This window comes from Nonomuraea sp. B5E05, assembly GCF_039880665.1.
Lineage (GTDB): Bacteria > Actinomycetota > Actinomycetes > Streptosporangiales > Streptosporangiaceae > Nonomuraea.
The window spans coordinates 201,735-220,658 of record NZ_JBDPMJ010000008.1 but is presented as its reverse complement, the minus strand read 5'-3'; the positions used below and the strand labels follow the sequence as shown (position 1 = coordinate 220,658).

Annotated in this window: 22 protein-coding genes; 17 read left to right on the top strand and 5 right to left on the bottom strand. The window is 71.7% G+C overall.

The window, feature by feature from the left end:
* The first annotated feature begins 82 nt into the window (after window positions 1-82).
* Window positions 83-1,138 (top strand): LacI family DNA-binding transcriptional regulator, encoded by a 1,056-nt coding sequence (locus tag ABGB01_RS17510; RefSeq protein WP_347774460.1) that lies wholly within the window; start codon window positions 83-85, stop codon window positions 1,136-1,138.
* A gap of 247 nt (window positions 1,139-1,385) precedes the next feature.
* Here the strand turns inward: ABGB01_RS17510 and ABGB01_RS17505 are convergent, their stop codons facing one another.
* Entirely contained in the window at window positions 1,386-1,535 is a 150-nt protein-coding gene (locus tag ABGB01_RS17505) for a hypothetical protein (RefSeq protein WP_347774459.1), read from the bottom strand.
* Between the two features lie 28 nt (window positions 1,536-1,563).
* Window positions 1,564-3,120, bottom strand: a complete 1,557-nt coding sequence (lnt, locus tag ABGB01_RS17500) for an apolipoprotein N-acyltransferase (protein ID WP_347774458.1) — start codon at window positions 3,118-3,120, stop codon at window positions 1,564-1,566.
* Between the two features lie 203 nt (window positions 3,121-3,323).
* Between lnt and ABGB01_RS17495 the strand changes: the two genes are divergently transcribed.
* From ABGB01_RS17495 to ABGB01_RS17485, 3 genes are all read left to right on the top strand, one after another.
* Window positions 3,324-4,520, top strand: a complete 1,197-nt coding sequence (locus tag ABGB01_RS17495; RefSeq protein WP_347774457.1) for an MFS transporter — start codon at window positions 3,324-3,326, stop codon at window positions 4,518-4,520.
* A gap of 177 nt (window positions 4,521-4,697) precedes the next feature.
* Complete coding sequence (locus ABGB01_RS17490; RefSeq protein WP_347774456.1) at window positions 4,698-5,036, top strand: YciI family protein; 339 nt, start codon at window positions 4,698-4,700, stop codon at window positions 5,034-5,036.
* Window positions 5,037-5,378: 342 nt separating this feature from the next.
* A complete protein-coding gene (locus ABGB01_RS17485) occupies window positions 5,379-5,789 on the top strand; it encodes a hypothetical protein (RefSeq protein ID WP_347774454.1) in 411 nt (136 codons plus the stop codon).
* Between the two features lie 40 nt (window positions 5,790-5,829).
* Here ABGB01_RS17485 and ABGB01_RS17480 read toward each other — a convergent pair whose 3' ends face one another.
* The gene (locus ABGB01_RS17480) at window positions 5,830-7,002 is read right to left on the bottom strand and encodes an alpha/beta hydrolase (protein ID WP_347774453.1); all 1,173 of its coding nucleotides are present in this window, start codon (window positions 7,000-7,002) and stop codon (window positions 5,830-5,832) included.
* A gap of 54 nt (window positions 7,003-7,056) precedes the next feature.
* Complete coding sequence (locus ABGB01_RS17475) at window positions 7,057-7,728, bottom strand: TetR/AcrR family transcriptional regulator C-terminal domain-containing protein (protein WP_347774452.1); 672 nt, start codon at window positions 7,726-7,728, stop codon at window positions 7,057-7,059.
* An 83-nt stretch (window positions 7,729-7,811) separates the two neighbouring features.
* Between ABGB01_RS17475 and ABGB01_RS17470 the strand changes: the two genes are divergently transcribed.
* Window positions 7,812-8,423: an NAD(P)H-dependent oxidoreductase gene (locus ABGB01_RS17470; RefSeq protein WP_347774451.1), complete on the top strand. Its 612-nt coding sequence runs from the start codon at window positions 7,812-7,814 to the stop codon at window positions 8,421-8,423.
* 270 nt (window positions 8,424-8,693) lie between these two features.
* Here the strand turns inward: ABGB01_RS17470 and ABGB01_RS17465 are convergent, their stop codons facing one another.
* Window positions 8,694-9,689 (bottom strand): hypothetical protein, encoded by a 996-nt coding sequence (locus tag ABGB01_RS17465; protein ID WP_347774449.1) that lies wholly within the window; start codon window positions 9,687-9,689, stop codon window positions 8,694-8,696.
* Window positions 9,690-9,988: 299 nt separating this feature from the next.
* Here ABGB01_RS17465 and ABGB01_RS17460 point away from each other — a divergent pair, with 299 nt between their 5' ends.
* From ABGB01_RS17460 to ABGB01_RS17405, 12 genes are all read left to right on the top strand, one after another.
* The gene (locus ABGB01_RS17460; RefSeq protein ID WP_347774448.1) at window positions 9,989-10,534 is read left to right on the top strand and encodes a GNAT family N-acetyltransferase; all 546 of its coding nucleotides are present in this window, start codon (window positions 9,989-9,991) and stop codon (window positions 10,532-10,534) included.
* A gap of 20 nt (window positions 10,535-10,554) precedes the next feature.
* The gene (locus ABGB01_RS17455; protein WP_347774447.1) at window positions 10,555-11,016 is read left to right on the top strand and encodes a MarR family transcriptional regulator; all 462 of its coding nucleotides are present in this window, start codon (window positions 10,555-10,557) and stop codon (window positions 11,014-11,016) included.
* Window positions 11,013-11,138 carry a hypothetical protein gene (locus ABGB01_RS17450; RefSeq protein ID WP_347774445.1) on the top strand — a complete coding sequence of 42 codons (126 nt, stop codon included), beginning with the start codon at window positions 11,013-11,015 and terminating at the stop codon, window positions 11,136-11,138. The genes ABGB01_RS17455 and ABGB01_RS17450 overlap by 4 nt, the downstream gene beginning before the upstream one ends.
* A gap of 430 nt (window positions 11,139-11,568) precedes the next feature.
* Window positions 11,569-13,158 (top strand): ATP-binding protein, encoded by a 1,590-nt coding sequence (locus ABGB01_RS17445; protein ID WP_347774444.1) that lies wholly within the window; start codon window positions 11,569-11,571, stop codon window positions 13,156-13,158.
* An 85-nt stretch (window positions 13,159-13,243) separates the two neighbouring features.
* Window positions 13,244-13,654 carry a roadblock/LC7 domain-containing protein gene (locus ABGB01_RS17440; RefSeq protein WP_347774442.1) on the top strand — a complete coding sequence of 137 codons (411 nt, stop codon included), beginning with the start codon at window positions 13,244-13,246 and terminating at the stop codon, window positions 13,652-13,654.
* On the top strand, window positions 13,651-14,007 hold the full coding sequence (locus ABGB01_RS17435; protein WP_347774441.1) for a DUF742 domain-containing protein: 357 nt from the start codon (window positions 13,651-13,653) through the stop codon (window positions 14,005-14,007). Before ABGB01_RS17440 ends, ABGB01_RS17435 begins: the two co-directional genes overlap by 4 nt.
* The gene (locus ABGB01_RS17430; protein ID WP_347774440.1) at window positions 13,988-14,587 is read left to right on the top strand and encodes an ATP/GTP-binding protein; all 600 of its coding nucleotides are present in this window, start codon (window positions 13,988-13,990) and stop codon (window positions 14,585-14,587) included. The genes ABGB01_RS17435 and ABGB01_RS17430 overlap by 20 nt, the downstream gene beginning before the upstream one ends.
* The gene (locus ABGB01_RS17425) at window positions 14,584-15,843 is read left to right on the top strand and encodes a cytochrome P450 (protein WP_347774439.1); all 1,260 of its coding nucleotides are present in this window, start codon (window positions 14,584-14,586) and stop codon (window positions 15,841-15,843) included. Before ABGB01_RS17430 ends, ABGB01_RS17425 begins: the two co-directional genes overlap by 4 nt.
* A gap of 143 nt (window positions 15,844-15,986) precedes the next feature.
* The gene (locus ABGB01_RS17420) at window positions 15,987-16,436 is read left to right on the top strand and encodes a hypothetical protein (protein ID WP_347616316.1); all 450 of its coding nucleotides are present in this window, start codon (window positions 15,987-15,989) and stop codon (window positions 16,434-16,436) included.
* Window positions 16,437-16,446: 10 nt separating this feature from the next.
* Entirely contained in the window at window positions 16,447-17,046 is a 600-nt protein-coding gene (locus ABGB01_RS17415; RefSeq protein WP_347774438.1) for a cell wall protein, read from the top strand.
* Window positions 17,047-17,056: 10 nt separating this feature from the next.
* Complete coding sequence (locus ABGB01_RS17410) at window positions 17,057-17,824, top strand: MauE/DoxX family redox-associated membrane protein (RefSeq protein WP_347774436.1); 768 nt, start codon at window positions 17,057-17,059, stop codon at window positions 17,822-17,824.
* Window positions 17,825-17,884: 60 nt separating this feature from the next.
* Window positions 17,885-18,820, top strand: coding sequence for a hypothetical protein (locus ABGB01_RS17405; RefSeq protein ID WP_347774434.1), 936 nt, complete (start codon window positions 17,885-17,887; stop codon window positions 18,818-18,820).
* The last annotated feature ends 104 nt before the right edge of the window (window positions 18,821-18,924 follow it).

Sequence of the window (18,924 nt, the reverse complement as noted above, 5' to 3'; positions counted from 1 at the left end):
GATGCGTTGACGTCACACAGATGAAACATTTCAATGGCTACACTGGGTGCTCCTGACAGGTGACCAGAAGGGCTGTCCGCCGGTGACCGACATCCACAAGCCGGCCGAGCGCCGCCGGCTCAGCATGGTCGACGTCGCCGCCCACGCCGGCGTGTCCGTGGGAACGGTCTCCAACGTGCTCAACCGGCCTGAGCTGGTCGCCAAGCCGACGCTGCGCCGGGTGCGCGCCTCCATCAAGGCGCTGGGGTTCGTGCCCAACGCTCCCGCCCGGCAGCTGCGCGGCGGTGCGAGCCGGTCCGTGGGCGTCATGGTGCGCGACATCGGCAACCCGTTCTTCACCGAGGTGCTGCCCGGCATCGAGACCAGGCTGTCGCAGGAGGAGTTGCTGCTCGTGCTCTGCAGTTCCAGCGACTCGGTCGAGAAAGAGGCCTACTACCTGCAGATCCTGGAGCAGCACCGGGTGCCCGGCATCCTCATCACGCCCGCGGGCGACGACATCTCCCACCTGGTGGAGCTGCGCCGGCGCGGCATCGGCATGGTGCTGCTCGACCGGCCGGGCGCCGACTCCCAGCTCTGCGCCGTCGCGGTCGACAACGTCAGGGGCGGCGAGCTGGCCGGCGCCCATCTGCTTTCGCTCGGCCACCGGCGCATCGGGTTCCTCAACGGGCCGCCGATCGTGCGCCAGTGCGCCGACCGGCGCAAAGGGCTGGACAACGCGGTGCGCGCGGCCGGGCTCGACCCCGGCGAGGTGGTCACCGAGGTCACCCTGCCCGCGCTCACCCCGCGCGAGGGCGAGGCCGCGCTGGAGCGGCTGCCCCTGCGCGAGGGGCCGACGGCGCTGTTCTGCGTCAACGACACGGTGGCGCTGGGCGCGCTGCGCGGGCTGGAGCAGCGCGGCATCAGCGTCCCGCACGACATGGCGGTCATGGGTTATGACGACGTGGAGTTCGCGGCCGCGCTGTCACCGTCGCTGACCTCCATCCGCCAGCCGAAGCACCAGCTCGGTCACGCCGCCGCGGAGCTGCTGCTCACCGACTCCAGGGGCGACGCGGGCCACTGGCACCAAGAGATCGTCTTCCAGCCGGAGCTCATCATCAGAGCGTCGACCGGCGCCTCCCTGTCCCGGCCGGGCCAGTAGGCGGTGTCCGGCATCGTCGTGCGGCGGGTTGTTCCACGACGAAGGCCGGCCCCGAGCGGTGCGCTCCGAGCCGGCCGCCGTGCTGTCTGAAGCGGCGCAGCCGCCCATGGATACGCGGCCTCGGCGGCGCCCCAGTACGCTTCCCCGTCAAGGACGACGGAGGGCGCCGGTGACGTGGCGTCTGCACCTGTCGCAGGACAAGTTCGTGACTCCTCCGCTCCCTGAAGGAAGCGGCTTCTCGCCCCGCTTACGCCGGAGACGACGGCGCGGCCGCGTACGCCGGCGGCGGCACGATGCGGCTGAACCCGATGGAGACCCTGAAGGCCCGCTGGTGCGCCCCCGACGACCTGCCGAAGGGCCTGCTGGCTTCGGCACCGGCGGCTGATCGAAGCGTCACCCCCGTAGGGGAGGCGGCGACTCCGCGATCACGCCGCGCCGTCACCGCGTGCGCCTGTCGCGTCCCCGTCGAGCGTGTCCCTCCTCCGAAGGGCCCGCCGGACGGCGAGCCCGACGCCGCTCGCGGCCAGGATCCCGGCGGCCATGACGGGCACCCAGTCCCCCAGCCGGACGTACGGTGTGACCTCCAGAGAAAGCGGCACGTCGATCACGAAGGCGCCCCGGTACCCGGGGCCGTACCAGGCCAGCGGCCTGCCCCGGGCGTCGAACGCGGCCGAGGTCCCGTCGGCTTCCACGAGCACGGCCGGACGGCCGGATTCGACCGCGCGCACGGCTTCGAGGCCGGCCTGCTGCGCGTGCGCCCAGCTGCCGTGAAACGTCGTGAGCGAGCCCTGCACGAGCGTGAGGTCCACGCCCATGACGGCCAGCCGGCGCCGCATGTCGGGAAAGGCGGACTCGTAGGAGATGAGCGGGCCGACCCGGTGACCTGCGACGTCCAGGACGGTGAGCCGGCCGCCGGTGAGCCGGTCCTCCGTGGCCGCGTCGGTGTGATCGGCCAGCCAGCCGAGCAGCGGCCGCAGCGGGATGTACTCGCCGAACGGCACCAGCCGCTGCTTGACATACCTGTTCACTACGCCATCCGGGGTGTACTGGTACGTCGTCTTGGTGATCTGCCCGGACGAGTCCCTGGCGTCCACGTTGACCAGCAGATCGCTGCCCACCTCGGCGGCGGCCGTCCGCAGCCGGCGATCCACGTCGGGCCGCCGCGCCGGGTCGAACGCGACGCTGCTCTGCCCCCAGACGACGACGTCGTGATCGCGGCCGGCGAGCTCGCGGGTCAGGCGCAGATTGGCGGCCAGGCGCCGGGCCGGGCCGGGCACATCGCCTGTCTGCACACCGGCAACGCGCATGGTGCCCGTCACGGCGGGCTCCGGCCGTACGAGCCCGTAGCCGACGGCGAGCACGGCCAGCGCGACGGCGGCGCCCGCGCCCACCAGCCGGGTTCGCGGCCCGGAGCCGGGCAGCACGGCGGCGGAGAGCCCGGCGTTGACAGCGACCAGCACGAAGCTCAGCAGCCACACGCCGCCGAGCGCGGCCGGCGCGAGGACGGACGGCACGCGCCACTGACTCGAGCCGAGCACCCCCCACGCACCGGCCAGATGTTCCCACGAACGCAGGACCTCGACGACCACCCAGGTGGAGGGCAACACCAGCAGCGCCGCGACGACCCGGGCCACGGAGACCCGGCGGAGCAGGCCGTACGCGACAAGCCCGAACGGCACCCAGGACAGGCCCGCGATCCCCAGCACGAGCGGCGCGAACACCCCCAGGGAGTGGAGCACCCAGTGGTTCAGGACCGCGAAGAAGCCCACGGCCGCGAACCAGCCGCGCCATGCCGCTTCGACGTACGATCCCGCCCTCGCGGCGAGGACGACGAGCGGAACCAGCCCGGCCCACGCCCACCACCAGGCGCCGACGGAGGGAAACGCCGCCGCCAGGCAGGCCCCCGCCGCCAGGGCGAGGACACGCCCGCGCAGACGGACCGCCCGGGTGGCCCTCGCGAGAAGGGCGGACCTGGCCTGCACAGGAGCCCTCTACCCTCCTGCCGGATCGCCTCACCACCTGGCCGGCGGGCATTGGATCCCGCGAAGCCTGCGGGATAGGGTGTCGTCCGGTGGTTTGCGCCACTTCATCTCCGAGGATCCTCGTCGAGGCGTCGCCCATCCGGGCTTGAGGATCGGGCCGGCTCGCCGGTCGCGTCTCCCGACTTGTGGGAGGTGCGTGCCCGATGAGCATTCGTACGGTCGTCACCGTGGTGGCGGCAGGTGGAGCGGCCAGTATGGCCTTGGGGGAATTCGTCCCGTTCCTGACCTCTGTGAGCGTGGAGTTCGATCTGTCGCTCACCGCCGTGGGCCTGCTGTCCTCGGCCATCACGCTGGTCGCCGGGCTCACCTGCCTGCCGCTGGGGTTATGGGTTGATCGCTACCCGCTGCGCGGGGTCTTCGTGGCCGGTCTGGTGGCTCTGGCGGTGGCGGGGCTGGCGGCGCCGTTCGCCGGAGGGGCGGCGGCGCTGTTCGCCTTGCGGGCCATCCAGGCCGCCGGCTACGCGCTCGTGGTGATCACAGGGCCGAGCCTGCTGGCTCGCTTGCTGGAGGGCAGGTCACGGCAGACGGCCCTGGCGCTGTGGGGGCTGTGCGTCCCGTCCGGGCTGGCGCTGGCCGGCGCCGGCGGCGGGCTGGTCCCCGGCTGGCGCGCCGAGGTCGCGGGAGTGGGCGCGATCACCGTGGTGGTGGCTGCGCTGGCCTGGACGTTGCCGCGCGACGCCCGCCCCGGCCGGAAGGTCGGTTCCTGCGCCGCCCGGACGAACGGCCGGGGCAGCGACCAGGAAGCCCGCCGAGAGGACGGCCGGGTCGGCTCGCGTCGCGGACCGGGCACGACGTGGCCGGTGGCCGCCCTTGCGGCAGGGTTCGCGATGATCGCACTGGTGGGGGTCAGCGTGGTGACCGTGCTCCCGGCGTATCTGACGGCCGAGCTGGGCGTGCCGGGGTCGCAGGCGAGCCCGCTGGCCGGGCTGGTGTCCGCGGCCAGCGTGCTGGGCAGCCTGGCGGCCGGAGCGGCACTGCGCGCGGGGACCCGGCCGGGGCCGCTGATCATCGCGGCCCTGCTCATGATGCCCCTGACGGCCGGGGTCTTCCTGCAGGCTCCGGTGGCGGTGGCGACCGTCTGTGCGGCGGGGGTCCTGGCGGTCAACGGGCTGGCCGTCTCGGCGGTGTTCGCGGCGCTTCCCGCGGTGACCGGCGATCGTATCGCCTGGGGGGTCGGGGCGGTGACGCAGGCGGGTAGCTTGGGCACGCTGCTCGGAGCTCCGACGTACCTGTGGGTCGTCGAGATGGGCGGCTGGAGCTGGGTGACGGGGTTGACGTCGGTGATCGTGACCGGCGGAGTCTGTTGCGCCACGGCGGCCCTCGGCGACCGGCTGCGGTAGCCCTACCCACGCGGGACGCCCGTGATCCGCCGGAGCGTCCCGCGTGGGCATACGATTCGGCTTCTGCCGTCGAGACGTCGTATGGGCGTACGTCCCGATCGTCTTGTTCAGTGAGGGTTCGCGCTGCGGCGAGGTCGCCGGAACCCGCCACCCGACGAAGTTTCGAGGAGGACACGCGTGAAGTACGTGCTGATGTTCGTGGAGACCGAGGAGTTCGCCAAGCAGTTGGAGGACATGGGCGAGGGGGAGCGGCAGGCCGCCTTCGAGGCGGTGGGCCGCTGGTTCGCCGAGCACGCCGGAAAGATCACCCACCACACCCACCTGGCGCCGGTGCACACCGCGACGACGGTGCGGCTCGGCCCCGGTGAGCCGGTGGTCACGGACGGGCCGTTCGTGGAGGGCAAGGAGGTGGTCAGCGGGTTCGCCGAGGTCGAGGTGGCCGACCTGGACGAGGCGCTGGAGCTGGTCCGCTCGTGGCCGGCCTGCCCGATCGTGGAGATCCGCCCGATCTCGTGAGCGGGCGTTCGCCCGCGACCGCGCGGCCGGAGATCGGCCGCGCGGTCCTCCTCGCGGTCACTCGTGCTCTGCTGGAGGAGGGTCTTGGCCTGCGTGCGGAGCCGTTGGGTGTCGGGATTGTCGGGCAGGCGGTGGATGGGCACGTCGCCTCGGAGGCTCGCGCAGGTCCGCGACCGGTCGGTTGCCCTGGACACGATGGCCTTTCTCCAAGGCGAGGGAAATTTGCCCCCAACCTCATCCCCCTACATGCCGTTACGTCCCTTTATGTCGTGATTACCCGATCGGCGAGGGAAGCAACATCACCATCCACACGGAAACCAGAGCTCAGAGGGAGGGTTCTCGATGACCTACCACCATGCGCGGCAGGTGACCGGCTGGGTCGGCTGGATCTGGTTCGGCGGCATGATGATGGTCCTGGCCGGACTGTTCAACATCATCACCGGTCTGTCCGCCGTCCTCGCCAACCGGATCTACGTGCAGACGCCCAACCGGCTGCTGCTCTTCGACGTCACCACCTGGGGCTGGCTCCATCTCTTCCTGGGCGTGCTCGTCCTGGCCACGGGCATCGCCGTCACCGTCGGCCAGAGCTGGGCCCGAGTGGTCGGCGTCATCCTGGTGATGCTGAACGCCCTCACACAACTGACCTGGATCGCCGTCAACCCCTGGTGGTCGCTGGCCGTCATCGCGGTCGACGTCCTCGTGCTGTACGCGCTCATCGTCCACGGCAGCGAAGCCCAGGCCGACCGGCCGTGAGGATGCGGTCAGGCGGAGCCCCTCGCCCGGCACTGGCTGATCACTGAGGTGAACGGTTGTGGAAGGTGACCTCCGGGTTGGCGGCGGACGGGCCGTCCAGCAGCGGCCGGTGCCTGCCGCGCAGATGCCGGTCGAAGAAGGCGCCCACGTACGCCGTGGTGATCTCGCCCGAACGTTTGCCCGGCAGCGGCGCTGAGGGGTCGGTCATCCCGACCTGGCCGCCCAGGACGGGCAGGTCGATGAAGGTGAAATGGCCGGAACCGGCCACGGTCAGCCAGCGTTTCCAGCCGTCCAGCCGCCGCCAGTCCCGAGGCCAGCTCGTGTCGTCGCCGCCGGGCGAGTGGGCCTCGGTGCCGAGCATGAGGAACGGCCGTTCGCCGAGGCCGGCCTTCGGCACCGGCGCGAAGAACGTGCCGTCCATGTTCGCCCCGGCGCGGACGCGGCGGTCCCGGGCCATGACGCTCGCCGCGGCGTTGCCGCCGAGCGAGTGGCCGGCGGCGCCGATCCGCCGCGGGTCGATCATCTTCGAGCGCTTCCAGGCCGTGCGGGTCAGCTCGTCGATGACGAAGGACAGGTCCGCCGCCCGGCCGGCGGCGGCCTTGGCGAGCAGCTTCTTGCTCACCGCGTCGGAGGGTGCGCTCTCCACCTTCTCGCACGCGACGCAGGTGAGCATGCGTCCGCCAGGAAAGCTGGTGCCGTACGACTCGTAGGCGTGGTCCACGAGCGCGACGACGTACCCCTTCGAGGCGAGCTCCTCGGCGAGCGTGGTCAGGGTGGCGCGGTTGAGCGTGAAGCCCGGGGAGAGCACCACCAGGGGGTGGCGGCCGCCGGCGGGGGCGGCGCCGGCGCGGGCGTTCGTACGGACCCCGGCGAGCAGTTCCGCCTCGAAGCGGGTGTCGAGCTTCTGGCCCTTGAGCAGGAGACGGGCCTCGCCGATGGTCATGTACGGGGCGGCGCTCCCGCCGCCGCGGGCCGGGTAGTACACCGACACCATCAGCTCCCGCGCGCCCGCCTCGGGCTTCCACGGGTCGCGGCGCTCGCGGTCGACGAGGTGCAGGACGTCGCGGCCGACCTTGTGGCGACCGGTGGGGGCGGGGATGGCGATGCGGGCCGGGGAACCGTCCGCGGCGGCCGCCGCGGCGGGCGGCGGCGCCGACAGCGGCAGGGTCAGGGTGAGCACGGCGGCCGCGGAGACGCGGATGGCACTGATCATGCGTAGCAGCGTAGGAAGAGCGGCGCCCTGCCCGGCATGCCCGAAAGACCAGCCTCATCCCTGACTTTCGTCAGGGGTGACGCGGTCAGCGCCGTAGCCGTACAGGAAGACGTGGACGCCGGAGGCGATCATCTGGTCGGCCTCCCGCCGGCTGGGGGTGGGAGCGTGGTGGGACGGACCGGCGGCTGAGATGAGCACCATGAGCTGGACGGCCGCACGCTCGGGGTCGTCCGCATGGAGCAGGCCCCTGGCCGTCCACTGCCGCAGGTGCTCGGCGAGCCGGCGCAGGACGCGCCGGGGACCGAGCTCCTGCCAGGCGTCGATGGCGGCCTGGGGGATGTGCCCGGCCTCGGCGTTGACCTGGCGGACGAGCGCGAAGTGCTCCGCGTGCTCGGTGGCCATCGGGGCGGTGAGGGCTCGGCCGAACTCCACGAGATCGGCCTCCAGATCGGTGATCCTGTGCAGGTGCCGGTCGATGACGGCGATCTGGGCGTCGGCCGCCCGGCCCGCGCTTTCCTTGATGACGGTCTGGAAGAGCTCGGCCTTGTCGGTGAAGTGGTTGTAGATCGTCCGCGTGGACACCCCGGCCGCCGCCGCGATCGCGTCGATGCCGGCACGGGTGTAGCCGTCGCGGGCGAACACGGTCAGAGCGCCCGCGACGATGGCCCTGCGTTTGTCGGCCAGGCCTCCGTGGGGGCGACGTTTCGCCCTGTTATCGCTGGTCATTTCACCTCAATTACAGTCATCGTTTTACATGTTGCCATACACGTTGTACTTTACCCTGCATAAGGCACCGACAGGAGAGACCCATGATCAGAATTGGCATCATCGTCGGCAGCACCCGCCCGCACCGCAGGACGGCCGTCGCGGCCCAGTGGGTCGCCGAGGTCGCCGCGCGACACACCGCCGTCACGGCGGGCCAGGCCTCATTCGACGTCGTCGATCTGGCCGAGCACGGGCTGCCCCTGCTGGACGAGCCCGTGCCCGCGATGTTCGGCGACTATCGCCACCCGCACACCCGGCGCTGGGCGCGGACCATCGCGTCCCTGGACGGATTCGTCTTCGTCACGCCGGAGTACAACCACGGCACGCCCGCCGCGCTGAAGAACGCGATCGACTACCTGTTCGCCGAATGGAGCAACAAGGCGGCCGGGTTCGTCAGCCACGGCGTGCACGGCGGCACCCGAGCCGTGGAGCACCTCCGGCTGTCCATGACCGAGCTCCAGGTCGCCAACGTCCGCACCCAGGTCGCGCTGTCGGCGTTCACCGACTTCGAACTCACCGGCCCCACCGACCCGGGCGTGATCACCCCCGGCCCCCACCAGGAGGAGACCCTCGTCGAACTGCTCGACGAAGTCATCAGCTGGTCACGGGCACTCAGGCCGCTGCGCGCGGACACCCCGCAGGAGGCACTCCGCTGACGCCGGGCGGTCAGGGGCGCGGCGAAGGGGTCGCCGGTGCCTGCGTCACCTGGGGTCTCGCGATCTTCCGCCCGCCGGCCCGCACGTCCAGCGGGCCGAGGACGCCGAACCAGAGATCAGCCACCGGTTGCCACCCCGCGAGAAGTTCACATCAAGCGAAGTTCCATGTTACCGACCGATAGCACACTGAGTCAGGACATTTGCCTACACCGACGACACGACCGCTCGGAATCGGGCGCCCGGCGCCGCGGGCGCGGGCGGCACCCCCGGTCAGCCTGACGGCACGAGGCGGCGTTCGGCGCGCAGCCCGAGCAGGGCCAGCAGCAGCGCCATGAGCACGGCGCAGCCGACCAGACCCACGCGGTCGAAGGTGGTCGTGGCCATGACGGCGGCGCCGAACAGGGTGTGGGACACCAGCGCCCCTCCGGCCAGCCAGACCCGGTGCGTGTCCGTCCAGCCCGCGCCGGACCAGCGATGGAGCAGCACGACGGCGGCGACGGCGACGGCGGCGGCCGGGATCATCCCCAGGACCGCCCACCAGCCCCTGCCACCGACCGCCGGGACGATCGGGATGAGCAGGCCGAGAAAGGCGACGGTGGCGAGCGCGGCCAGCAGGCCCACGACGGCGGGCTTCGGCGCCCTCGCGCCGGCCGGGGGCGCCGGCGTACGGCCGGGAAGCACCTTCAGGGCGAGTACGGAGAGCACCACGCCCGCCACGACGAACGCGGCCAGCGCCGGCAGCGGCGCCTGGTAGCCCGGATCCATGACCGGCGGGATGAGCACCCGCAACATGGCCACACCGAGGAGCGCGACGACGCCGACGCCGATCAGTCCGCCCCGCCGCAGGTAGGGGCGGTCGCGGTGGGCCGGGTGCAGGAGATCCGTGAGCATGATCGGGATCAGCACGCTGAACACGGCGTGGTAGCCGATCTGCGACTCCCAGTAGGTCGTGTTGAGGCCGAACACGCGCGGCCCCCACTCGGCGGCGTGGTAGAGGTTGGGGCTGGTCAGCGCCTGCAGCCCGATGCCGTCCTCGGCGAGTTCGTACACCAGGGCGAGGACGAGCAGGCTCGGCCAGCCGCCGCCGGTGCGGCGCACCGCCTCCCTGATCAGCAGCACGCCCGCGCCGTACATCGGCACCAGGAGCGGCAGCAGCCAGATCATGCTCAGCGGAAGCGCGCCGAACGTCATCTCCGCGCAGATCGGCGCCAGCGCGACCAGTGTCCACGCGGCTCTCTTGCGCCCCTTCGTTCCCGTTCTTGTCATGACATGGCTCCCGCCCTTGAATGATTACTTGGATGGGTAAAAAGTAACTCAGTCAAGTAAAATTGGCAAAGTCGCGGTGCGATCGGCAGGCCCTGAGGGCATCGGCGGGGCGAGGAAGAGCACCAGCCCGGACATATGCCGATAACGGCGCTCCCGTACGATGATCAGTCCAGCCCCAGGTCGATGAAGGCGTGAGATTCCATGCGTGACGGCGATCAGGCCACAGGATGGGACGAGACGCACCCGGAAGCGTCCAAGATCGCCGAGGAGGCCGTCCTGGCCGGGCTCGGCCGCGAGCCATGACGGCCGGACAGGTGAGGCTGGAACGGCTGACCGGCGAGCAGGCGCGGGCCCGTGCCGCCGAGCTGATGGACATCTACGGCGTCGCCTTCAGCGAACCGCCGTGGAACGAGGACGGATCCGGCGTCGCGGACTTCGCCCGGCGCCTGGCCACCGACACCGAACGTCCGGGGTTCGTCGCGGTGCTGGCCGTACAGGACGGCAGGCCGATGGGCTTCGGCACGGCGTGGCCCACGCGCGGCCCCTTCCCCGCCGGCCGCGCGTACGACAGGGTGCGCGCCGAGCTCGGCGACCAGGCCGAACGGCGTCTGGTCGGCGCTTTGGAGGTCGACGAGCTGGCGGTCGGCCCGCACGCGCGCGGACGAGGACTGGCCGGCCGGATCCTCGACCTGCTGTGCGAGGGCGCGGAGCGCTGCTGGTTGCTGACCTCGCCCCAGGCCTCCGGCGCGATCAGGGTGTACGAACGACTCGGCTGGGAGCGCCTGACCGGCCCGGAGGCGAAGGTGGCGGTGTTCGCGAGAGAACGGCGAGCCGGAGATATATAAGCAGATGATATAAAAGGCTTATGGATTCCGCACCCATGAGCCACCTGGAGCTGGCCGCCGGGCTCGGTCGGGTCAGGACGATGATGCGCCTGATCGACGTGCCCAGAGATCTGTCGATCACCGCGCTGTCCACGCTGGCCAACCTCGAACGCCTGGGCGCTCGCCGCCTCACCGACCTGGCCGCGCTCGAAGGCGTCACCCAGCCCGCCATGACCCAGCTCGTCTCCCGGCTGGAGCGCGAGGCGCTGGCCGAGCGGCGGGCCGACCCCGCGGACGGGCGGGTCGTGGTCGTCGCCATCACCGAGCACGGGCGGGCCGAGCTGGCCAGGCGGCGGGGCACGCAGGCCAAGCGGCTGGCCGAGCTGCTCGCCGAGCTCTCGGAAGCCGACCGCGCCGCCATCGCCGCCGCCCTGCCCGCCCTCGAACGGCTCACCACCCGCGCCCTCGGCGCCACACCGCCGGCCCAGGGAGCGGCCGGATGACGCAGGCCACCGCGGCGGGCAGCCCGTTCCGCCAGCCCAGGGCCGTGTGGGCGGTGGCGTTCGCGTGCGTCATCTCCTTCACGCCCTCGCCGTCCCCGGCACCCACGAGTGGCGGCCGGTGAAGCCCAGACGGTGAATTCCTTGCAGGCCTCGACGTTCAGGCAGTCGGTGAGCGCCCGGCGGTAGTAGTCGGCCTGGGTGTGGGCCCAGCGGAAGGCGTCGGCGATGTAGCCGGGGCCGAGGTTCGTCAGCCAGATGTTCTGCCGCAGGCTGCCGTCCTCCTCCACCACCTCGTCTGCAGCCCTTCGTCAACACCCTGTCCACGCCGGGCACACCGCGCTCTTCACCCCATACGGAGAAATATTGATCTTTGCGGTGATACGGGTGAGGCGTGAGGTTACGGCGTTGCTGTCTGTTCTTAATGGTGCACCGATGCTACGGTTTGTCCCCAGCCTGCTACGCGATCAGTCGCGAGGCGGCAACACAGCGTTCCCCCGCGGGAACACCTGGTTCGACTCGCTCGCCTGGCCGTCACGGCCTTGAGGACCACCGATGTCAGCACTTGCCCCTCCCCCCGCTCCGCGAACGTTCACCCCGCGGCACCACGCCGCCCTCGCGTTACTCGGGGGACTGGTCGTCACGGTGCCGGCCTGGCTCTGGGTGCTCTCGCTGGCCCCTTCCGGCGCCACGGGACTCGTGGCGGCCGTCGGCGGAGTGGCGGCGGTCCTGCTGTCCTGCGCCGCCGCCGCGCTCGCTCACCAGCAGGCGGCCACCCGCGCGCTCCGCGAGCAGGCGGACCGGGACGGCCGGCGGGTCGCCCTGCTGGAGCGGGAGGCCCTGCGACTGACCGAGAAGACCCTGCCGGAGCTCGGCGGCCAGGTACGCGAGGGCGTGCCCACGGTCGACGCGCTCGCCAAGGTGGCGCAACCGTCCGACGACCTGCTCCAGCGGCTGGTCAAGGCGGCCGGCCACGAACTCGACCTGCTCGCCCGCGAGGCCGCCGCCGCCCGCGCGGCAGGCGCGTCGCTGGAGGCCGAGGTCGTCAGGCTGGCCGACGAGGCGCTGCCCGAGCTGGTCAAACGGGTACAGACGGGCCACCAGCCGGTGGACGCCGCCCTGAAGGAGGTGCGCCAGCCGGTGCACGGCCCGCTGCGCGGGCTGCTGAGCGAGACGGCGCGGCAGATCGGCGAGGGCGAGCGTAAGGGCACGGCGGCGATGCGTGCCTGCGCCGGCGCCGCCGCCCGCGTCCAGGCCCAGGCGACCAGCCTGCTGGCCCGGCTGCGCGAGCTGGAGGAACGGTACGGCGACCAGGAGGACGTCTTCGCCGACCTGCTCGACCTGGACCACCGGGTCTCCCAGATGGGTCGGCTGGCCGACAACATCGCCCTGCTGAGCGGCGGCCGTTCCGGACGCAGGTGGACCAGGCCGATCACGATGGAGAGCGTGCTGCGCGGCGCCATGGGCCGCATCGGCGCCTACCGGCGCGTCCGGCTCCACTCGACCAGCACGGTCGCGGTCGCCGGGTACGCCGCCGAGGGCGTGATGCACGCGCTGGCCGAGCTGATGGACAACGCGGCCGCCTTCTCCGCCCACGGCACCGAGGTCCACGTCTACGTCGAGGAAGAGGACAACGGCGTCGTGGTCACCATCGAGGACAGCGGCCTCGGCATGCGTTCCCGGGAGCGGCACCGCGCGGCCAAGCTGGTGTCCGAGCCGCTCGACCTGCGCATGTTGTCGGGCACCAGGCTGGGCCTGGCCGTGGTGGGCCGCCTGGTCGACAAATATGGTCTGATGGTCAGCTTCCGGCCGTCGGCCAGAGGCGGCACCGGCGTCGTGGTGCTGATCCCGCGCCGCCTGATCACCCGGCCGCGCCCGGACGACGAGCCGCCGGGCGTCGCGCCGGGCGTCGAGCCTGCCGCGGGGCCCGCCGAGTCCGCCCCCGCGCCGCCGGCGCCCGAACCGGATGACGAGACCCAGGGTCCGCTGCCCAAGCGGCGCCGCGGCCAGACCCTCGCCGAGGCGACCAGGGACAGACCCGCCCCGGCCGCCGAGCCCATACGCGACGGCGGCGACCCGGCCGCCAGGTTCGCCGCGTTCCGCCAGGCCGGCGGGCGCGGGCGCACCGCGAGCCCCGACTCCTGACCGGCTTTTCGATTCACAGATAGGAGGCAGGGGCCGACGTGCGGGACGCGCGCCCCCATCTTTCCCGATGAACTCTACGGACGCCTTGACGACCACGGACAGCAGCCTCGACTGGCTGCTGGAGAACCTCAGGGAGAAGACCCCGGGCATCGCCCACGTGCTGGTCCTGACCAGGGACGGGCTCAAGCTCTGCCACACCTCCGGGCTCGAACAGGACCGCGCCGACCAGCTCTCCGCGCTGGCCTCCGGGATCCAGAGCCTGTCCGTGAGCGCGTCGGCCGAGTTCGGCACCGCCATCGGGTCGGGGCAGGCGATGGTGGAGTTCCCCGGCGGCCTGCTGCTGATCGTGCCCGCGGGCGCGGGCGCCCATCTGGCCGTGATCGCCGCGGAGGACGCCGACGTCGGCCTGGTCGGCCACAACATGAACGAGCTGGTCGAGCAGATCGGCACCTACCTCAGCGCGGCGCCGCGGCCGGCGGCCGGCGGTTCCAGATGAGGCAGCGGCCCGTCGACGACGAGGCACCGGACCGGCTCTACATGGTCACCGGGGGACGCACCCGCGCCGACGAGAGCACCTTCGATTCGGTGTCGCTCATCGTCAGCGAGTGCGAGCCCGCCCCGGGCATGCAGTCGGAGCACGTGAAGATCCTTCGGCTGACACGGCGGCCCATGGCGGTGGTGGAGCTCTCCGCGCAACTGCGGCTGCCGGTCAGCGTGGTGAAGATCCTGCTGTGCGATCTGCTGGACACGGGCCGGATCACCGTACGCCATCCGTCCGCGCTGCGGTCGGCCGGCCCGCCGAGTCCTGAGCTGCTGAAGGAGGTGCTGGTTGCCCTCCAGAACATCTGAGCGCGCACCACTGCGCGCGACCGCCGCGGACGCGCTGAAGATCGTGATCGTGGGCGGCTTGGGAGTGGGCAAGACGACCATGGTCGGCGCGGTGAGCGAGATCCGCCCGCTCAGCACCGAGGAGGTCATGACCGAGGCGGGCGCCGGCATCGACGACACCCGCCCGGTGCGCGGCAAGACCACCACCACGGTGGCCTTCGACTTCGGCCGGATCACGCTGACGGAGAGCAAGGTGCTCTACCTGTTCGGGGCGCCCGGCCAGCAGCGCTTCTGGTACGTCTGGGACCAGCTCTTCTCGGGCAGCCTCGGCGCGGTCGTCCTGGTGGACACCCGCAGGCTGCAGGACTCGTGGTATTCCATCGACCGGCTCGAACACCACCGGATGCCCTTCGTCGTGGCCGTCAACCGGTTCACGGAAGGGCCGGGCGTGGACGCCGTACGCGATGCCCTGTCGCTGCCGCCCTCGGTGCCGCTCGTCGACTGCGACGCCCGGCTCCGGCACTCCTGCAAGGACGTGCTGGTCACGCTGCTGCGCCACCTCACCACCTGGTACGCCCCCGCCCAGGAGACCCTGTCATGACGGAGAAGGCCGCGCTGTCCGGCTATCCCGACCACGCCGACGCCGTGCCGCTCTACGGGCCGGCCCTCGACGAGGAGCCGGACGAGCTCTACCAGCGGCTCCGGCGCGAGCACGGCGCCGTGGTGCCGGTGCTGCTCGACGACGGCGTGCCCGCGTGGTTCGTGATCGGCTACCGCGAGCTGCACCACGTGTTCGGCATGCCGCACCTGTTCGGCCGCGACTCCAGGCGCTGGAACGTGTGGGAGCACGTGCCCCCTGACGGGCCCCTGATGGCGACCTTCCGCTGGCAGCCGTCGGTGTTGTTCGCCGAGGGCGCGGAGCGGCAGCGGCGTACGGGCGCGATCGGCGACGCGATGGACGGCGTCGACCGCACGGAGCTGGCTCAGCTGGCGGAGCAGGTGTCCGACCAGCTGATCGACGGCTTCGCCGGCGACGGCAGTGCCGACCTGGTCACCCAGTACGCCAGACGGATCCCGGCCCAGGTCATCGCCCGGCTCATGGGGATGCCCGAGGCCGACATGGACGACGTGGTCACGAACATCAACGCGGTGCTCGACGCCACCAGCGAGGCCTACGCCGCCTACACCTGGCTCAGCGACAGGATGAGCACGCTCATGGCCGCCAAGCGTGAGGTCCCCGGCGACGACATCGCCTCGCGGCTGCTCGCCCACCCGGCGCAGCTCGGCGACGAGGAGGCGGACATGGATCTCGGGGTGCTGCTCGTCGTGGCCAACACCCCGACCGCGGGCTGGATCAGCAACACGCTCCGCCTCATGCTGGTCAACGACCGGTTCTCGATCACCCTGCAGGGCGGCCGCAGCAGCGTCGGGCAGGCCATGAACGAGGTGTTGTGGCGGGATCCGCCCCTGCGCAACTCGTCGGGGCGCTGGGCGACCCAGGACTGCGAGCTGGGCGGGCGCCGCATCCGCAAGGGCGACCTGCTGGTGCTCGGCCTGGCCGCCGCCAACGCCGACCCGCAGGTGCAGCCGGCCGACGAGTCGGATCCCGGCGCCAACCGGGCCCACATGTCCTTCGGGCACGGCGAGTACAGCTGCCCCTATCCCGCGCCGGAGATCGGCGAGGTCATCGCCGAGACCGCGGTCGAGGTGCTCCTCGACCGGCTGCCCGATGTGGACCTCGCGGTCTCGCCGGACGCGCTGCGCTGGCGGCGGTCGATGTGGATGCGGAACCTGGAGACGCTGCCGGTGGTCTTCAGCCCGACCGCTCCCCGGCAGGGCTCCTGGGACGCGGTGTAACGCCGGAGGCGGGCCATACCGGGTGAATCCCGACTCAATTGGGATATTGACGAAAAATCCTTACATGGTACTCATAGATCGAGTCGGAAAGTTTCAGTACCTCCTCAAGGTTCGTCCGGAGCCCACCCCCTAGGAGGACGCGCATGGCGCGTAACCCATCCACCGACCCGCCCGCCGACTTACTCGGCCCCGTCCAAGGAGAAGTCTCCTGGTTCTGCTGCGGAACCGCATGGGGACCGTGCAGCAGCACAGGAAAGGGCGCCTGCGGCACCTGCAACTCGGGAAGCCTGCAGCACGCCTGGCCGAACGCCTCCGACGCCTGCTGGTCGATCACCCGTCCCGACAGATGCGGCGTCAGCCTCTCCCGCAGGACCTGCGGATTCCGGCACCGCACCACGTCCCTGTGCGGCGGCGCCAGCGTCGTCACCGCGATCGCCGACTGCGGCCCGCAGACCGACCTGTTCTGCGGCGAGCGCAGCTGCTGCGGCTCGACCTGCGCGAACAACCGGCTGATCGACCTCACCCCGGCGGCCTACAGCCGCATCGCCAGCCTGTCCACCGGCCTGCGGCCGTGTGAGATCGCGACCGGGTAGGGGGCCGACGATGAGAAGCAGAAGAGACCTGCTCAAGTCCGCCGTGCTCGGCGGCGGCGCCGGCGTCGTCGCCGCCACCGCGCTGGGCTCGCTCGGCCCCGAGGCCGCCTTCGCCACCACGTCAGGCCCCGACCTCGAACCCGGCGCCCCCGACCCCGACTTCGCCGAGGGCCGCATCCGCTCGATCAAGGACAACACGCTCCTCGTCCTGGGCTCGAACGCGGTGTTCCACCGCATCAGGGTCGTCGACGGCACGAGCCTGTGGAAGCTAGGCCCCGTACCGTTCGACGAGGCCAAGCCCGGTGACGGCCTCTACGCCCGCGGCGTGCGCATGCCGGACGGCGAGCTCGCCGCCGAGTCCGTGTGGCTCAACATCGTGAACATCAAGGGCCACATCACCAACATCAAGGACCAGACCCTCCACCTCGACCACCACGGCAAGGAAGTGCTCTGCCACGTCGTGGCCGGGAAGTCGGTCGCCATCCGGTCCGACGCGCCTCCGTCCGCGGACCTGTCGATGCTGAAAGTGAGCCAGCACGTGCAGATCCTGGGCGCCTGGCGGCCGGACACGAACGAAGTCGACATCGCCACCGTCTTCTCCCCGCACTAGGAGCGTCCACATGCACGGGATCGCCGCGTCGCAGCCGTACGTGATCGCCCTCTTCCTGGTCTGGGCGGGCCTGATGAAACTGCTCAGCCGGCGGATGCGGGCGGGGGCCGGGCACACCGCCCTGGCCCGGCTGGTCGGCCCGGCGCGCGCGGTCCCCGCGTTCCGGCTCGTGGCGCTCGCAGAACTCGCGGTGGCCGCCGCGCTCCTGCTCCCACCCCTCCTTCCGCTGGAGGCCGCGGCCGCCGCGGCGCTCTGCGCCGGCTTCCTCGCGTACCTGGCCTACGCGCACGTCGCCGCGCCCACCGCGTCGTGCGGGTGCCTCGGCGCCCACTCCCGCCCCGTGGACCTGCGCGCCTTCGCCCGCGCGGCGTTCCTGCTCGTCGCGAGCCTCCTCGCGATCCCCACCGACCCCGGCCCGCCGCTCGCGGCGCTCGTCCTCGCGCAGGCCGCCGTCGTGCTGGCCCTCTCGGCGGAGCTGGACCGCCACTGGCTCGTCCCCTTGCGGCGCCTCCTGGTACGGCTGCGCCGCCCCCTCACCGCTCCCCCGCCGGCGCAGGTCCCGCTGGCCACCTCGCTGCACCTGCTCTACCGCAGCCCCGCGTACTGCTCGGCGTCCGCGCAGCTCACCACGGACGTCCAGGACACCTGGGACGAGGACGGCCTGCGCTTCGTCGTCTACGGGGCACGCGAGCGGACGGCGGTCTTCGCCGTCCCCCTCACCGGCGACGACCCCTCGGCCGTCCGGGTCAGCCTGGTCCGCGAGCCGACCGGCGTCTGACCGGGCACACATTGCCGGGGCAGCTGGTACAGAAGGGATGAATGCCACCACAATGGGGTGATGGGATTTCCTCCGCAGCCTCAGGAACCACAGCCCGGCTACGGTCCCCCGCCCGGTCAGGGCGAGTACGGGCCTCCTCCGAGCCAGGGCGGCTACGGATCTCCTCAGGGCGGCGGTTACGACCCGCCGACGGTCCCGTCCTCACCGTACGGCCCGCCCGGCTACTCCGGCCCGATCCCGTACGGTTCCCCGCCCGAGCAGCCCAACAAGGTGCTGATCATCGGCGTGGCCGCGGCCTTGGCGGTGATCCTGCTGGCCGGCGGCGGGTACGGCGTGTACGCGTACATGGGCGCCCCGGACCCGGTCCCCACCGTCGCCCTGCAGACCCCTTCCCCGTCGCAGTCGGATGCGCCGTCGAGTTCCGCGTCCGGCGAGCCCACCTCCAGCCCCACATCCGAGCCCAGCGCCGATCCCACGTCGGAACCCTCAGCGCGACCGAGCACCAACCCCGGCGAGTCGAACAACCCTGAGCCGGGTTCGCCGATCACGCACGGTGAGTTCCCTGACTGGAAGTTCAGCCTGGAGGGCGTGAGCTTCACCGCCGACAAGGTGGGCGGCTGGACGTACGACACCTGCGCCACGCTGGACGGGCAGGGCGAGCTGGCCAGGAACAAGTGCGAGCGCGCCGTCGAGCTCGCCTACTCGGCCTACTCGGGACACCTCAGGGCGGTCCAGGTCATCATGTCGTTCCCGAGCGAGGCTGCCGCCAAGACCGCCGCGACGCGCCTGGCCAAGCTCTCCTCCAAGGCCGTGAAGTGGCGCCGGGACCAGGCGCTCGACAAGTTCGTCTACGGGAAGATCCGCTCAGGAGCGGTCGAGAAGTACGTCGTCGTCACGGTCGTCACCGCCGACAGGACGGCCCGTGCCAAGGCCACGAAGTTCCACCACTACCTGCAGGCCGACCACAAGAACTACTTCCTCTTCCGCGACCTGTGAGTCCCCGGGCCGAGCCGGTGGTCGGCGACCACGGCGGCACACCGTGCCGTCCGAGACCCCCGGTCAGCGGCGGCGGCGCACGCCGATAGCGTCAGCATCATGTT

Excerpts from the sequence above, each read along its gene's own strand:
- ABGB01_RS17435 (WP_347774441.1), top strand. The coding sequence starts at position 13,651 with ATGAGGCAGCGGCCCGTCGACGACGAGGCACCGGACCGGCTCTACATG.
- ABGB01_RS17410 (WP_347774436.1), top strand. The coding sequence starts at position 17,057 with ATGCACGGGATCGCCGCGTCGCAGCCGTACGTGATCGCCCTCTTCCTG.
- ABGB01_RS17445 (WP_347774444.1), top strand. The coding sequence starts at position 11,569 with ATGTCAGCACTTGCCCCTCCCCCCGCTCCGCGAACGTTCACCCCGCGG.
- ABGB01_RS17495 (WP_347774457.1), top strand. The coding sequence starts at position 3,324 with ATGAGCATTCGTACGGTCGTCACCGTGGTGGCGGCAGGTGGAGCGGCC.
- ABGB01_RS17425 (WP_347774439.1), top strand. The coding sequence starts at position 14,584 with ATGACGGAGAAGGCCGCGCTGTCCGGCTATCCCGACCACGCCGACGCC.
- ABGB01_RS17415 (WP_347774438.1), top strand. The coding sequence starts at position 16,447 with ATGAGAAGCAGAAGAGACCTGCTCAAGTCCGCCGTGCTCGGCGGCGGC.
- ABGB01_RS17405 (WP_347774434.1), top strand. The coding sequence starts at position 17,885 with ATGGGATTTCCTCCGCAGCCTCAGGAACCACAGCCCGGCTACGGTCCC.
- ABGB01_RS17470 (WP_347774451.1), top strand. The coding sequence starts at position 7,812 with ATGATCAGAATTGGCATCATCGTCGGCAGCACCCGCCCGCACCGCAGG.
- ABGB01_RS17480 (WP_347774453.1), bottom strand. The coding sequence starts at position 7,002 with ATGATCAGTGCCATCCGCGTCTCCGCGGCCGCCGTGCTCACCCTGACC.
- ABGB01_RS17450 (WP_347774445.1), top strand. The coding sequence starts at position 11,013 with ATGACGCAGGCCACCGCGGCGGGCAGCCCGTTCCGCCAGCCCAGGGCC.
- ABGB01_RS17465 (WP_347774449.1), bottom strand. The coding sequence starts at position 9,689 with ATGACAAGAACGGGAACGAAGGGGCGCAAGAGAGCCGCGTGGACACTG.
- ABGB01_RS17455 (WP_347774447.1), top strand. The coding sequence starts at position 10,555 with ATGGATTCCGCACCCATGAGCCACCTGGAGCTGGCCGCCGGGCTCGGT.
- ABGB01_RS17485 (WP_347774454.1), top strand. The coding sequence starts at position 5,379 with ATGACCTACCACCATGCGCGGCAGGTGACCGGCTGGGTCGGCTGGATC.
- ABGB01_RS17420 (WP_347616316.1), top strand. The coding sequence starts at position 15,987 with ATGGCGCGTAACCCATCCACCGACCCGCCCGCCGACTTACTCGGCCCC.
- ABGB01_RS17460 (WP_347774448.1), top strand. The coding sequence starts at position 9,989 with ATGACGGCCGGACAGGTGAGGCTGGAACGGCTGACCGGCGAGCAGGCG.
- ABGB01_RS17475 (WP_347774452.1), bottom strand. The coding sequence starts at position 7,728 with ATGACCAGCGATAACAGGGCGAAACGTCGCCCCCACGGAGGCCTGGCC.